12 protein-coding genes and 1 pseudogene are annotated in these 13326 nt (G+C 72.0%); 3 read left to right on the forward strand and 10 right to left on the reverse strand.

What is annotated here, in order from left to right:
• Positions 1 to 28 precede the first annotated feature (28 nt).
• The 3 genes from ACIRPH_RS09500 to ACIRPH_RS09510 form a co-directional block, all read right to left on the reverse strand.
• Complete coding sequence (locus ACIRPH_RS09500) at positions 29 to 1228, reverse strand: PP2C family protein-serine/threonine phosphatase (protein WP_402911550.1); 1200 nt, start codon at positions 1226 to 1228, stop codon at positions 29 to 31.
• Between the two features lie 475 nt (positions 1229 to 1703).
• Positions 1704 to 2237 carry a dihydrofolate reductase family protein gene (locus ACIRPH_RS09505; RefSeq protein ID WP_402911552.1) on the reverse strand — a complete coding sequence of 178 codons (534 nt, stop codon included), beginning with the start codon at positions 2235 to 2237 and terminating at the stop codon, positions 1704 to 1706.
• Between the two features lie 338 nt (positions 2238 to 2575).
• The gene (locus ACIRPH_RS09510) at positions 2576 to 2995 is read right to left on the reverse strand and encodes a winged helix-turn-helix transcriptional regulator (protein WP_402911555.1); all 420 of its coding nucleotides are present in this window, start codon (positions 2993 to 2995) and stop codon (positions 2576 to 2578) included.
• 92 nt (positions 2996 to 3087) lie between these two features.
• Between ACIRPH_RS09510 and ACIRPH_RS09515 the strand changes: the two genes are divergently transcribed.
• Both ACIRPH_RS09515 and ACIRPH_RS09520 read left to right on the forward strand, forming a co-directional pair.
• Positions 3088 to 3951 (forward strand): enoyl-CoA hydratase/isomerase family protein, encoded by an 864-nt coding sequence (locus ACIRPH_RS09515; RefSeq protein ID WP_402911558.1) that lies wholly within the window; start codon positions 3088 to 3090, stop codon positions 3949 to 3951.
• Positions 3952 to 4183: 232 nt separating this feature from the next.
• A complete protein-coding gene (locus tag ACIRPH_RS09520; protein WP_402911561.1) occupies positions 4184 to 5782 on the forward strand; it encodes an alpha/beta hydrolase in 1599 nt (532 codons plus the stop codon).
• Positions 5783 to 5970: 188 nt separating this feature from the next.
• Here ACIRPH_RS09520 and ACIRPH_RS09525 read toward each other — a convergent pair whose 3' ends face one another.
• The 5 genes from ACIRPH_RS09525 to ACIRPH_RS09545 all read right to left on the reverse strand — a co-directional run bounded on the left by ACIRPH_RS09525 (position 5971) and on the right by ACIRPH_RS09545 (position 11333).
• A complete protein-coding gene (locus ACIRPH_RS09525) occupies positions 5971 to 6960 on the reverse strand; it encodes a transketolase C-terminal domain-containing protein (RefSeq protein ID WP_355012193.1) in 990 nt (329 codons plus the stop codon).
• Positions 6957 to 7823, reverse strand: coding sequence for a transketolase (locus ACIRPH_RS09530; protein WP_402911565.1), 867 nt, complete (start codon positions 7821 to 7823; stop codon positions 6957 to 6959). Before ACIRPH_RS09530 ends, ACIRPH_RS09525 begins: the two co-directional genes overlap by 4 nt.
• A gap of 103 nt (positions 7824 to 7926) precedes the next feature.
• A complete protein-coding gene (locus tag ACIRPH_RS09535) occupies positions 7927 to 9405 on the reverse strand; it encodes an SLC13 family permease (RefSeq protein ID WP_402911568.1) in 1479 nt (492 codons plus the stop codon).
• Between the two features lie 195 nt (positions 9406 to 9600).
• Positions 9601 to 10497 (reverse strand): NAD(P)-dependent oxidoreductase, encoded by an 897-nt coding sequence (locus ACIRPH_RS09540; protein ID WP_402911570.1) that lies wholly within the window; start codon positions 10495 to 10497, stop codon positions 9601 to 9603.
• Positions 10498 to 10610: 113 nt separating this feature from the next.
• The gene (locus ACIRPH_RS09545; protein WP_402911571.1) at positions 10611 to 11333 is read right to left on the reverse strand and encodes a FadR/GntR family transcriptional regulator; all 723 of its coding nucleotides are present in this window, start codon (positions 11331 to 11333) and stop codon (positions 10611 to 10613) included.
• Between the two features lie 353 nt (positions 11334 to 11686).
• Here ACIRPH_RS09545 and ACIRPH_RS09550 point away from each other — a divergent pair, with 353 nt between their 5' ends.
• Positions 11687 to 12028 (forward strand): hypothetical protein, encoded by a 342-nt coding sequence (locus ACIRPH_RS09550; protein WP_402911574.1) that lies wholly within the window; start codon positions 11687 to 11689, stop codon positions 12026 to 12028.
• A gap of 283 nt (positions 12029 to 12311) precedes the next feature.
• Here ACIRPH_RS09550 and ACIRPH_RS09555 read toward each other — a convergent pair whose 3' ends face one another.
• Together ACIRPH_RS09555 and ACIRPH_RS09560 are read right to left on the reverse strand one after the other, a co-directional pair.
• The gene (locus tag ACIRPH_RS09555; protein WP_402911576.1) at positions 12312 to 12794 is read right to left on the reverse strand and encodes a hypothetical protein; all 483 of its coding nucleotides are present in this window, start codon (positions 12792 to 12794) and stop codon (positions 12312 to 12314) included.
• Between the two features lie 328 nt (positions 12795 to 13122).
• Positions 13123 to 13326 (reverse strand): annotated as a pseudogene (locus tag ACIRPH_RS09560) (sensor histidine kinase); the annotation flags it as partial.

The raw sequence follows: 13326 nt of genomic DNA on the forward strand, positions 1-13326 counted from the left end.
CCGCGGGGGCGGCGGGGCCGCCCGGTGCTCACCTGTCGGCTCCGGCGCGGGTACGGCGGCCCGCGTGGTGGGAGCCGTGCCAGTCCAGGCACAGGACGGTGGCGTCGTCCTGCGGACGGCTTCCGGAGGCGTCGGTGACCGCGGTCGTCAGGGTCCGTACGACCTCACGGGGGTGGTCGTCGGCGGTGTCGCGGATCAGACGGGGCAGGTCGACGGATTCCGCCCGGCGGTCCTGCATGCCGTCGGTGTGGAAGACGAGGCGGTCCCCGGGGCGAAGGTCGAGGTCCTGCACGTGGTAGGCGACGGGCACGTGCATACCGAAGGGCAGGTCGACGTCCAGACTGATCTCGCCCACCCTGCCGTCGCGCAGGAGCAGCGGCCAGGGGTGTCCGGCGTTGACGATCTGTGCGCCGGCGCCGTCCAGGGCGATGCGCACCAGCTGGCCGGTGGCGAACGTCTGGTCGCCGTGGTCCAGGAGGGCCCGGTGGGTCTGGTGGGCCTGCTCGGCCAGGTCGGCGCCGGCTCGGCGGGCACTGCGGGAGGCGTTGACCAGCAGGGTGGCCATGAGCGCGGCGTTGACGTCGTGGCCCATGGCGTCGGTGATGGACAGGTTCAGGGTGTTGCGGTCCAGGGAGTAGTCGTAGGTGTCCCCGGCGACGGAGTCGGCGGGCACCAGGGCCGTGGCGAGGACGAACTGGGCGGCTTCGCAAGAGGACGCGCTGGGCAGGAGGCGGCGTTGGATCTCGCTGGCCAGGCTGATCCGGGTGGTGCGCCTGCCCCAGTGGTAGAGGTCGGTGAAACGGCGGTCGGTGACGATGATGTACGCCAGCGCGTGCGCGGCCCCGCGGACCTCGTCCAGGACCTCCCCGGTGACGTGGGGCAGGGTCAGCTCCAGGATGCCGATGACGTCGCCGCGGTTGGTCACCGGGGCGAGCACCCGCTGCCCGTGCCCGTCCCCGGGGCCCTGCACCAGTTCCTGGGTTCGCAGCACCTGGTCGTAGACGCTGCCGTCCAGCGGAATCTGCTCGGGTTCGCGGCCCTCCCGCGTGACGGTCTCCTCGCCGACCCGCACCACCTGCCGACCGATCATGTCGGCGAACAGAAACGAGACCGCGTACGCGTCGAAGCGGTCGCGTAGATCGCACGCCACCACGCTGAGGGACTCCATCGGCGCGGCGTCCTCCGCTGCGGCGAGTATCTCCGCCAGCCCGGTCCGGTCACCAGCCATCGTCTCCCCCAGCGTTCTCACGCACGTGCCCCACACCGACCGTGCGTACCACCTTCCCCCGCCCACACCGGCTACACCTCGGGCGATGGGCGGCCCGACCTGCGATGACTCCCGCTTCCGAAGGCTGTCGGGAGCAAGGACGTCCTGCGGAGCGGCGGTCGGGGGAACAGGAAGCAGGTGCGGGCGGGAGAGGACCGGCCAGGGAGGTTCCCGGCCGGCCCTCCCCCGGAGCGGTGTCGCGTTCGTGCGGTGCCCGCTTCGACCGCGGGGCCGCGGTCGGCGGCCCCTCCCCTGCTCCACGGGGACCTCGAAGGTTCCGAGTTCGGCGGCGTGCGGCGTCACCGGGTCCACTGCCTCCGGCGGGGTCGGGAAGCAGGCGAAGGGGCCAGGCCCGGCCCCCGCCGCCTGCCGAGCAGTGGGGGTCAGAGGCGCCGTCCGCTGGGGTCCCCGCGGACGCCTACCGGTGCCCGCTTCTTCAGCCCTCGTCCGCCGAGAAGCGGTAGAAGGACTGGACCGCCCCCTGCTCCGTCGCGAACGAGGAGACCAGGTGCGGGCGCAGGGGGCCGGGGTCGGGCCCGAAGAGGGGGATCCCCTTCCCGAGGAGCACCGGAACACGGGTCACGGTGAGGTCCGAGAGCAGGCCGGCGGCCAGGAACGCCTGGACGGTGAGGCCTCCGTCGGCGTAGGCGCGCTTCACCCCGGCCTCGGCGAGGGCCGTCCGCAGCGCGGGGATGCCCGGATGGACGGTCACCGGCGAACTGCCCAGGTCCGGTCGCGGGCCGGCGGGCAGCGTCGTGGAGAGCACATGGATCGGTGTGCCCCGGTAGAGGTCCTCCGTGGACTCCCGCAGGGCGTCGTAGCTCGCGCGCCCCATCGCCAGGACGTCGACGGTGGCGAAGAACTCCTCGGCGCCGGTGGCGTCGAAGACGGTCAGCCAGTCCAGCTCGCCGTCGGGCCCGGCGATGAACCCGTCGAGGCTGCAGCCGAGGAAGGCGTGAAAAGTGGTCATGCCCGAACCGTAGCGGCGCCCTCGGGTCGGCGGCCTGACCGATCTTGCGCCGTTCGGGGCGTGTCCGGGGCGGGCTCTCGCTCTCCGCGGCCCTGCCCGGTCGAGTTCGCGTCGCGGCTCGCACCCGGTGCGCACCGAACCGGTCCACATCCCCGGCGCCGATACGGCCACGGCCCAGGTCCGCACCAGCCAGGTCGCCGGGCCGTCTCCGGGGAAGCGGTGGCGGCCGAGAACCTCACCGAACAGGTCTCCGGGGCCGGCGATTCCACAGCGGGGGATCCGGCATCCGGTCCCAGGTCCGGGGCCGGACGCCGAAGCGGCGCCTGGAACGAGCCGGTTCAGGACGAGGGGTTCCCGGCCGCTCCTTCTCGGCCCCGCACGCGTTGGTCGTAGTCCTCCTGGCACGCCTGTATCTCGTCCGCGTTGTCGACCGTCCAGTCGTACAACCGGCCGAACGGCTCCCGCAGGGACTCGCCGAGCGGGGTGAGGGAGTACTCGACCCCGACCGGCGAGGTCGGCAGCACACGGCGCACGATCATCCCGTTGCGCTCCAGGCGGCGCAGGGTCTGGGTCAGGACCCGCTGGGTCACGCCTTCGAGGCGGCGCTTGATCTCGTTGAACCGCGTGGGCTCGGCGAGGACGGCCATCACCATCATCGACCACTTGTCGGCGATCTGGTCGAGGATCGGTCGGCTGGGGCAGTCGGACCTGTAGACGAGGTCGCTGCCGGCGCCGGCGCCGGTTTCAGAAGTGGCCATGTCGGTATCCTCCGCGATCCCTACGATGCCGAAAGTGCGTTATTGACGTCGGTCGTCCACCACCGCACCCTAAGTATGCATCGGGAACCTAGATGCCTATCAGGTACGGATCGGAGACCTCCATGAACCACGACGCCTACGCGACCCTGCGGGTGAGTCGCGCAGACGGCATCGCCCGCGTCACCCTCGACAATCCGCCCGTCAACGTCTTGGACGCCGCCCTGATGGCCGACCTCCGGCACCTGCTGACCGCGCTGAAGGACGACGAGTCGGTCCGGGTGATCGTGTTCGACAGCGCCGATCCGGAGTTCTTCATAGCCCACGTCGATATGTCGCTCGTCGACACACCGGACGCCTTCGACGAGATCGCGGCCGACATCCCTGACGGCGTCAACGTCTTCCAGGCCCTGGGGGAACTGCTGCGGCACCAGCCCCAGGTGACCGTCGTCAAGCTGGCTGGGACGGCGCGCGGCGGAGGAGCCGAGTTCGTGACGGCCGCGGACATGGCGTTCGCCGCGATCGGGCGCGCGGGGCTCGGCCAGATCGAGGCCCTCATGGGCATCGTCCCCGGCGGAGGGGGAACGCAGTACCTCGCCGACCGGATCGGCCGCAACCGCGCCCTGGAGGCGGTGCTGGGCGCCGACCTGTACGACGCCGAGACCGCGGAACGCTACGGCTGGGTGAACCGGGCCGTCCCCGCCGCCGAGCTCGACGACATCGTCGACCGTCTCGCCCACCACATCGCCTCCTTGCCCGAGGGTGTGATCGCGGCGGCCAAGCGCGCCATCGCCCCACGGAACCTGGCCGAGGGCCTCCTACGGGAGCACGCCTCCTGGGCGGGCCAGATCGTTCGCCCGGCGGCCGAGCGTCTGATCCGCGGCGGCTTGGCCCAGGGCGCCCAGACCCGCGACGGCGAGCGCAATCTGGAGGGCCTGCTCCGGGGCATGGCGGGTTAGATCCGGGCGAGGGCCGCCCGTACCCGCCGGTGTCCTGTCGGCCACGACAGAGCAGGCCCCGCGGGCGCACCCATGACGTTTGCGGGGGTGAACCGATGACGCGGTGTCACTGGTGGGCTCGGCGGGGTGACAGCAGTCTGAGGGGGTGCTTCCCGGCAGCGACGGCCGCCCCTCACCACGGGGGCGGCGGGCTGCCGGGAGGTGGGAATCCGCTGACCGGAAGGCTGCACACGTGGAACGAAAATGGAGCACGGGACGACGCTCGCCGCTGTTGGCGGTGGTCCTCCTCGCCGGTTCGCTGACCGCGGCGGGACCGGCCGCGGCCGACGACCGGGGCGGGGGGCCGGCGCCGGAGGTGGAGTGGGGCGCGTGCCCCGCGGACGTCCCTGCCGGTCCGTACCCGCTGGAGTGCGGGACCGTGACGGTACCCGTGGACCACGACGCCCCCGAGGGCGCCGAGATCGACATCATGGTCTCCCGCCTGGCCGGAGGGGCCCCGGAGGGACGTCGCGGCATCCTGATGCTCAACCCGGGCGGCCCGGGCGGCTCCGGCCTGTCGATGCCCGCCGATCTGGCCGCCCTCGGGGCGCCCGCCAGCCTCCTGAACACCTATGACCTGATCGGCATGGACCCCCGCGGGGTCGGACACTCCTCCCCGGTGAGCTGCGGTTTCACCGCCGACCAGGCGTACTACGGCAACATCCCGCCGTACGCCGTCGACGACGCGGCCGTCACCGACCATGCCGTGACCGCCGAGGCGGTCGCCGACCAGTGCGCGGCCAACGACACCGACGGGCTGCTGCCCCACATGTCGACGGCGAACACGGCCCGCGACATGGACCGGATCAGGGCAGCGCTGGGCGAGGAGAGGACCAGCTTCTTCGGAGTGTCCTACGGGACGGCGCTGGGCTCCGCCTACGCCTCGATGTTCCCCGGGCGCACCGACCGGATCGTGCTCGACAGCAACATCGGCGACACCTTCCTCGGCTACGACGGTCTGCGCCAGTTCGGCCCGGGCTTCGAGGAGGCCTTCCCCGACTTCGCCGCCTGGCTGGCGCGGCGCGACGGCAGCTACGGCCTGGGGAGCTCTCCGGAAGAGGTACGGCAGACCTACTTCGAGATCGCGGAACGCCTGGACGACGAGCCGGTGGCGGGCGTCGACGGCCCCTCCTTCCGGTTCTACTCCTTCGCCGGACTGTACGGCGAGGAGAACTACGCCCTGACGGCGCAACTGTGGCAGTCCCTGGACGACCGCGACGGGACCGCGGTCCGGCGCTACCTGGACAACCCTGCCGGTGGCGGGGAGGAGGCGGCCGAGCTCGTGGCCGCGGACAACGCCTGGTCGGCGTTCCTCGCGGTGACCTGCAACGACTCCGAGTGGCCGGAGGACCTCGACACCTATCGGAGCAGCGTCGCCGAGGACCGGGAGCGGTACCCGATGTACGGCGCGGCCCCCGCCAACGTGATGCCGTGCGCCTACTGGCACCACGAGCCGGCCGAGGCCCCGGTGGAGGTCACCGGAGAGGGACCGGGCAACGTCCTGATCGTGCAGAACCTGCGCGACGCGGCCACCCCGTACGCCGGAGGCGTGAGGCTGGACGACAAGTTCGGGCAGCGGTCGCGGCTGGTGAGCGTCGACGGCAACGGGCACGGGGTCTACCTCTACGGTGACAACGCCTGCGCCTGGAACGTCACCACGGGCTTCCTCGTCGACGGCGCCTTCCCGGAGCGGGACGTCTTCTGCGGGGCCTCCGCGAACGCCGGTCCGGAACCCGGCAGCGAGGCGGAGCGGTTGCGGACCCGGACCCTCGACCGGCTCGGCGCCGCCTGACCCGGGTCGAGGGGCGTGGTCGCCCCCGGGCGACGGGGGCGGGTCGGATCCGATCCGCCCCCGGCGCTCCTTCGCCGGCCGCCCCGTGGATCGGCCGCGGGGCGGCCGGGGCCGAAGGAGGGGGCCTTCCGGCCCGCCCGGGCCCGGGGTTCCGGGGCGCCCCGCACGGCGCGCCCCGGAACCCGCGGTCACAGCGCGGCCCGCACGCGTTCTCCGATGCGTCCGACCGAGACCCCGTAGCGGTCGTGGAGCGTGGGCAGGGCGCCCGCGTCGAGGAACTCGTCCGGCAGGCCGATGGGGGTCACCTGCCGGGTCACCCCCCGCTGGACCAGCGCGGAGGCGACCGACTCGAAGAGGCCGCCCACCACGGAGTGGTTCTCCAGCACGAAGACCTTCCGGTCGGCCGCGACCTCGGCCAGGACGGTGTCCACGTCCAGCGGCTTGATGGTCGGCGTGTGCAGGACCGCCGCGCCGATGCGGTCCTTCTCCAGTGCGGCGGCCACGCGCAGGGCGCGCTCGGTCATCAGTCCCGAGGAGATGAACAGGACGTCCGAGCCGCCGCGGAGCAAAGACGCCTTGCCGAGGCGGAACTCGTAGTCGTACTCGTCGAGCACCGTGGGCACCGCGCCGCGCAGGATGCGCGTGTAGGTGGGACCCTCGTGCGCGACGAGCTGGGGGACGGCCTGGGCGATGTCGACGGAGTCGCAGGGGTCGACGACGGTCATCCCCGGGATCCCGCGGAGCAGGGCGACGTCCTCCGTGGCCTGGTGGCTGGGGCCGTAACCGGTCGTCAGACCGGGCAGGGCCGCGACGATGTTGACGTTCAGGCGCGGTTCGGCGATGTCCAGGCACAGGAAGTCGTAGGCGCGACGGGTGGCGAAGACCGAGTAGGTCGACGCGAAGGGCACGAACCCCTCCTGGGCCAGGCCGGCCGCGGCCCCCATCATGACCTGCTCGGCCATGCCCATCTGGTAGAAGCGGTCGGGCATGGCGTCGCGGAAGACGTGCATGTCGGTGTACTTGGCCAGGTCCGCGGACAGACCCACGATGCGGGGGTCCTCCCGCGCCGCGGCGAGCAGCGCGTGCCCCAGCGGGGCCTGGGCGGTGCGGGCGCCGTCGTCGGCGATCGAGGCGATCATCGCGTCCGAGGTGAGCCGCTTGGCGGTGGTGGCGCTCATGCGTCGTTCCCTTCCTTGAGCTGTTCGCGGGCCGTCTGCCACTCGTCCGGGGCCACCCGCATGAAGTGCAGCTTCTCCCTGGACTCCAGCATCGGCACGCCCTTGCCCATGGTGGTGTCGCAGATCAGGGCCTTGGGCCGGCCGCGGTGGGCCTTGAGCTCGTCCAGTGCCGCGAGCAGCGCGGCGGCGTCGTTGCCGTCGACCCGCAGGACGTGCCAGCCGTTGACCCTGAACTTGTCGTCGGCGGGCTCGGTGCCCATGACCTCCTGCGCCGGGCCGTCGGCGACCTGGCGGTTCATGTCCACGATCGCGATGACGTTGTCCAGGCCGTGGTGCGCGCAGGCCTGCACGGCCTCCCAGGTGGAACCCTCGCTGAGCTCACCGTCGGAGAGCAGGTTGTACACGTGCGCCGGGTTGTCCTTGCGGCGCAGTCCCAGGGAGATCCCCACGGCGACGCCGAGACCGTGGCCCAGGGAGCCGCCGGAGACCTCCATGCCGGGCGTGTAGGTGGACATGCCCGACATGGGCAGGCGCGAGTCGTCGGTGGCGTAGGTGTCCAGCTCCTCGACGGGGATCACGCCCGCCTCGGCCAGGGCCGCGTACAGGGCGATCGCGTAGTGGCCGATGGAGAGGAGGAAGCGGTCGCGCCCCTCCCACTCGGGGTCCTCGGGCCGGAGGTCGAGCTGGTCGGCGTAGAGGGCGGCGAGGACGTCCGCGATGCCGAGGGCCTGGCCGATGTAGCCCTGCCCCTGTACCTCGCCCTGGGTCAGGGCGTTCAGCCGGATCCGGTAGGCGGCGGCCCTCACCCGGTCGGTCCGGGCGGTGTCGACACCGCCTCCGGGCGCCGTGGCGGTCTGGTTCATCTCAGTCCTCCTGGTTCGGTGGTTCGGGTGGTGGTTCCGTGGGGCGGCCCGGCGGCCTGTCCGGGCCGGAGGTCGCGTCGCGGGGCCGGTCCGCGGTGAGGGCTCACACCAGCGCCCAGACGAGGCAGACCAGGCCGAAACCGGTCGTGCCCAGTACCGTGACCAGCACGGTCCATGTGCGCAGCGCGTCCGCGACCTGCAGCCCGAGGTAGCGCGAGACGATCCAGAACCCCGAGTCGTTCACGTGGGAGAGGCAGATCGCCCCGCAGCCGATGGCGAGGTTGATCAGGGCGATCTCCACAGAGCTGTAACCGCCTTCGGAGACCGTGCTCGCCAGCAGCCCGGCGGTGGTGATGGCCGACACCGTCGCCGATCCCTGGGCCGCTCTGAGCAGAGCGGCCAGGACGAAGGCCAGGAGCAGCAGGGGGATGCCCAGTCCGAGCAGGCCGCCGGAGAGGGCGTCGCCGATGCCGCTCTCGCTGAGGACCTTGGCGAAGGCTCCGCCCGCCCCCGTGACGAAGACGACGATGGCCGCCGGGGCCAGGGCCCCCTCCATGACCCGGCCCACGGAGCGCATCGACCACCCTCGCCGCACCCCCAGCAGGTACACCGCCAGCAGGCAGCCGGTGAGCAGGGCGAACGGCGGGGCGCCGAGCATCGTCAGCAGGCCCAGTGCGGCCGAGCCCTCGGCGAGGAAGGCGCTGCCGACGGTCTGGAGCCCGATCATGGCGATCGGGACGAGGATGATCGTCAACACGCTGCCCGTGCCCGGGGGCGCCTGCGGTTCCGTCCTGGCCGGGGCCTTCACCGAGCCGCCGCCCTGGTCGGCGGACCGGGTCCCGGAGGGCCCGGTTTCACCCTGCCCGGAGGGGCCGGAGTCGTCGGGGCCTTGCGGTCCGGTCCCGTCCCCCGGGTCCGCGGACTGACCCTCGGAGTACCGGGCGAGCGTCTCCGGGAGCACCGTGTAGACGCGCCGGTTCAGCAGCCGGGCGGTGTAGTGGGCCACGAAGCCCACCGGCACCACCAGCGCACAACCCAGGAGCGTGACCAGGCCCATGTCGGCCTCCAGGATCGCCGAGCTGCCGACGATCCCCGGGTGAGGGGGCACCACCACGTGGATGAAGAGCATCAGGCCGGCGATCGGCAGGCCGATGGACATGGGCGAGGGCAGCCTGGCCGCTCGCGAGAAGGCGTAGATGATCGGTACCAGGATGATGAAGGCGACGTCGAAGAAGATGGGCGTCGCGATCACCGACGAGGCGATCAGCAGGGCGGCCCCCACCCGCGCCGGCCCCAGGATCCGGGCGAAGCGCCGGGAGAGGGCGTCCGCGCCGCCGGAGTGCTCGATGATCGCCCCCAGCATCGCCCCGAGGCCGACCAGGAGGGCGACGCTGCCGAGCGTTCCGCCCAGGCCCTCGGTGATGGTGGGGATGATCTCGGCGAAGGGCATGCCGGTGGCCAGGGCGGTTCCGACGCTGACCAGGATCAGGGCGATGAAGGCCGGCACCTGGAACCGGATGATGAGCAGGAGCAGGAGGGCGATCGACCCGAGAGCGATCAGTGTCAGCACAAGAGCATCCATGCGTGGATCCCCTCTCGTGTATCGGTGGGGCCCGCACGTTCACGGCCGGGTGTTTCCGGGCATGACGAGCGACCCCTACGGGCTTGGTGGTTCCGCCGAGCGGCTTCCTCGGGCCTCGGAGCCGTGGTGCGGAAGGGGCGCGACGCGGCGGCGGTCCGGCTCGCGTGCGCGGTGGGTCGTGTGCGACGCGCGGTGTCAGTCGCGGTAGACCTGGATGACCTGGGAGTCGTCCCGGTCCAGGAGCCCGGTGGCGGCGGCCTGCTCGTAGGCGGCGCGCGCGGCGCGGGCCAGGGGCGCGGAGAAGCCGACGGCGTCGGCGGTGTCGGTGACGAGCGTGGAGTCCTTGACGAAGATCCCGATGGTGCTGGTGACCTCCTCGGCGGCCTCCGGGAGCATGCGCGGTCCGCGGTCGCCCAGCATCCAGGACGCCCCCGCGCCGCCGCCCACGGCCTCCAGGACCTCCGCGGGGTCCAGGTCCAGCCTCTCGGCCAGCGCGAGCGCCTCGGCGGCGGCCACGATGTGCACCGAGCACAGGAGCTGGTTGACCACCTTGTAGGACTGTCCCCGGCCCACCTCGGCGCCGCAGTCGCGCACGGCGCCCATGGCGGAGAGGACGTCGGAGCAGTCGGCGAGCGCGGCCGGGTCGCCGGAGGCGAAGAGGGTCAGGGCGCCGCGTCTGGCGCCGGCGACGCCGCCGGTCACCGGCACGTCCACCAGGCGGACCCCGACCTCCTCGGCCCTGCGCGCGGCCTCGCGGACCGGGCCCGGGCCGACGGTGCTCATCACCGCGAGCACGGCTCCGGGGCGCATGGAGTCGAGAGCGGCGCCGGGCGCGGACACCGCCCGGTGCAGCTGCTCGGGGGTGGCGACCATGACGAGGACGGTGTCGGCCCCCTCGATCCCGGCAGTGTCGGCCTGGGCGGGCACGCCCAGTTCGGCCGCGGCCTCGCGCCGGAGCGGCGAGGGGTCCACACCGGTCACGGTGTGGCCCGCGCGGGCGATCCGCTCGGCCATGGGGAGGCCGATGGCGCCGATGCCGACGAACATGACGGTCGATTTCGGGCATGGCTGTGGAACCTGTGGCGCGTTCATGTGTCTTCCTTCTCCCCTCGGGGAGGGGGTCAGTGCGGTCCCGGAGCTCGGGGCCGCCCCCGGCGGGGCAGGGTGGTCGGGGTCCGGGTACACGGGGTCCCGGCAGGTGGGGTCTAGTGCTCGTCCGTCATGGCGGGGCTCTCGGTGATCCGGCGCCACAGGCTGAAGTGCTCGACCATGGCGGCCGCGGCGGCGCTGCGGTCGTGCGCCTCGATCGCGTCGACGATGGGCGTGTGGACGGTGTCGGTCCGGCGGGGCTCGTCGGAGCCCTCCGGCAGCCCTGCGGCCTCGACGCTCAGCGCCCGGGCCCGCTTCTTGGCCAGGACGTCCTGGAGGGCCAGGCTGATGCCGTCCACGAACAGCTCGATGACCGGGTTGTCCGCGATGGTGAAGAGCCGTTTGTGGAAGGCGTAGTCGGCCTCGTGCCCGGCCCGGGCGTCCCCCGCGGCGGTCGCGCGGACCATGTCGTCGATGTGTCCGCGCAGGGCGGCGACGTCGTGGTGGTCGGCCCGGTCCGCCGCCTCTTGGACCACGGAGATCTCCATCATCTCCCGGGCCCGTTCGACGCTGGCGTGGTCGACGTGGCCGAACTTCGACATCAGGTCGAAGAGCAGCCGCACGAACGAGGCGTCGGGCTTGGTGACGTAGGTCCCCGCCCCCTGGGTGCGCCGGACCATGCCGAGCACCTCCAGGCTCCCCAGGTTCTCCCGCACGGTGGCGCGGCTGTTCCCGAGGCGCTCGGCGAGCGCGCGCTCGGTCATGATCCGTGATTCCGGACCCAGGACCCGCGCCTCCTGGGCGAGGGCGTCCACGAGCGCGTCGAAGTTGCTGTCCATGACACCTTCCATTGGCCTGACCAATGTGACTGAGGCTACAAGGAGGCGATCCAGGAGGTCAAGGGATTGGTCAGGCCAATATTTCGTCCGTGTTGCCCCGCGGTGTCAGGGGCGGGAATCGTCGCTCCGGCCCGGCGTCCGCGCAGGCGGGGGCGGGGGCGGGCCGGCTTCGCACCGGGCCCCGCCGCATCGCGCGGTCCGCCCTCGGGCGCCGGCTGGTGTGTTCCTCGTCCTTCGGAGCCGATCCCGGGCCCCCGGGACCACAGGGCCTCGGAGACGGGGGGTCCGCACGCGGCAACCGGGGGGCGCACAGGGGCGTCCAACGGGCAAACCCCTGCGTCGAGGAGAGTTCCGTGTCCCCTGTTCAGATCGTCCGGACGGTGGCCTTCGCGTTGATCGCCGGGGGCGTGGCTCTCGGACTGGTCCCCGGCGGCTCGTGCGGCGCGGGCTGGTGGCCCCTGGTCGACATGGACGCCTCCTTCGGCTGGTTCGCCTACGAGGAGGTGTCCCGCCCCGGGACGGGGATGGGGGCCGGCCTGTGCGGGACGACCATGGCGCCGGTCGGATCGTGGGCGGTCGCGCTGGTCGTGGTCGGGGCGACCCTGCTGTTGGGGGCGTGGATCACCACCCCCTACGGACCGCAGGGCAGGCCGGAGGGGACCGGTGCCCGGCCACCCGAAGCGGACCCGTCCTGAGGCGGCCGCGACCGGTCGGGGGAGGATGCGCCCCTCGGAGCCGGTCGCGGTGGACCCTCCCCGAACCGCGCAATCCTCGGAAGGCCCGAAATGGTTCCTCCGGCAGGCCTGTTCCAGCGGACACGAAACCGAGGAATCCACGACCCGGATCCCGAAGCCCCGGGCGGGGAAAGCAGTGGCCCGGAAATCCACGACCCTTTACCCGCACAGACGCATCTCCGGAAAAGCGCCGGCGAGCAGATTGCTCCCGGCGCTTTTCCGGAGAATTATCGATCAGGCTGCCTCAGGTGCAGTTGCCCCACTCGGAGCGCCCTCCGGTGGCGGTGGTCCCACCGGTCGATCCGGCGGTGCTGCTGATGGTGGCGATGTAGCGGACGCACTGCCCGGCAGCGGCCCTCACCGCGCGCGTGTAGTGCCCGAAGTTGCCCTGCTCGTAGGTCCGGCCTCCGTCCTGCTGGGTCCAGATGGTCGTCGTGGTCCACGTAGGGGTGCCGTGGTAGGAGGTCTTCAGCGTGATCGCGCAGTTCTGCTGATAGGTATTGCTCCACAGCAGGTAAGCGGTCCCGTAGCGGGTGCCCGAGGGGGTCGTGATCGGCGAGGTGTGCAGCGTGCTGTACGAACCGTCCAGCCAACTGCATCCGGCCGGGGCGGAGACGACGTCCTCGAGGGTGTGCGCGGAGGCCGGGGAGGCCGCGATCGTCAGGGAGGCGGCGATCATGGAGAAGAGCATGGCGACGCGGGGGAGAAACCGTCTGAACTGGCGCATGATGCCTTTCGCGTGAAGGGGCCCGTCCGCGACTCGGCCTGATACACGGACACTGGCCTGCAACAATGCAATGAGATGCCCCAGAGGGCGAAGGCCCATTCGGGCAACACCTCTGAGGCCGACATCATTCTTCCTCCGAAAACCGACAGCAGTCAAGAATTTTCCGAATTTTCCACACGCAACCCGCGAGAATAAGGAGGTTCCAGAGAAAGGAGTTTCTATCGTTTTCCCTGCGGCGGGAGTTCATGGTGTTCCCGCCTCACCTCCGACACAGGTCACCGCTCCCGCGGAGGTGGTCCCGGCACGACCGCCCTCTCCGGCGCACTTCTCACCCGGTAGGGCCCGGGTGCGGGAAGCTCGCGGCGGTCAGGAACCGTCCGTTCCCGCGCTCCACCGTGAGCTCGCCGCCGTCGGCGAGCACGCGCTCGCGCAGGGCTGCGAGGCCGCTGAGCCCGGTGACCGGGCCCTGCTGCGCGCCGTCGTTGACGATGCGCACACCGGTCCCGGAGAGGGTGATCCACACCTGCCCGGC

The sequence above is a fragment of the Nocardiopsis sp. NPDC101807 genome (assembly GCF_044766605.1).
Classification (GTDB): domain Bacteria; phylum Actinomycetota; class Actinomycetes; order Streptosporangiales; family Streptosporangiaceae; genus Nocardiopsis; species Nocardiopsis tropica.

Coding starts and splice junctions, on each gene's coding strand:
- ACIRPH_RS09535 (WP_402911568.1), bottom strand. CDS start 9,405: ATGGATGCTCTTGTGCTGACACTGATCGCTCTCGGGTCGATCGCCCTC.
- ACIRPH_RS09540 (WP_402911570.1), bottom strand. CDS start 10,497: ATGAACGCGCCACAGGTTCCACAGCCATGCCCGAAATCGACCGTCATG.
- ACIRPH_RS09545 (WP_402911571.1), bottom strand. CDS start 11,333: ATGGACAGCAACTTCGACGCGCTCGTGGACGCCCTCGCCCAGGAGGCG.
- ACIRPH_RS09515 (WP_402911558.1), top strand. CDS start 3,088: ATGCCTATCAGGTACGGATCGGAGACCTCCATGAACCACGACGCCTAC.
- ACIRPH_RS09530 (WP_402911565.1), bottom strand. CDS start 7,823: ATGAACCAGACCGCCACGGCGCCCGGAGGCGGTGTCGACACCGCCCGG.
- ACIRPH_RS09500 (WP_402911550.1), bottom strand. CDS start 1,228: ATGGCTGGTGACCGGACCGGGCTGGCGGAGATACTCGCCGCAGCGGAG.
- ACIRPH_RS09505 (WP_402911552.1), bottom strand. CDS start 2,237: ATGACCACTTTTCACGCCTTCCTCGGCTGCAGCCTCGACGGGTTCATC.
- ACIRPH_RS09525 (WP_355012193.1), bottom strand. CDS start 6,960: ATGAGCGCCACCACCGCCAAGCGGCTCACCTCGGACGCGATGATCGCC.
- ACIRPH_RS09555 (WP_402911576.1), bottom strand. CDS start 12,794: ATGCGCCAGTTCAGACGGTTTCTCCCCCGCGTCGCCATGCTCTTCTCC.
- ACIRPH_RS09510 (WP_402911555.1), bottom strand. CDS start 2,995: ATGGCCACTTCTGAAACCGGCGCCGGCGCCGGCAGCGACCTCGTCTAC.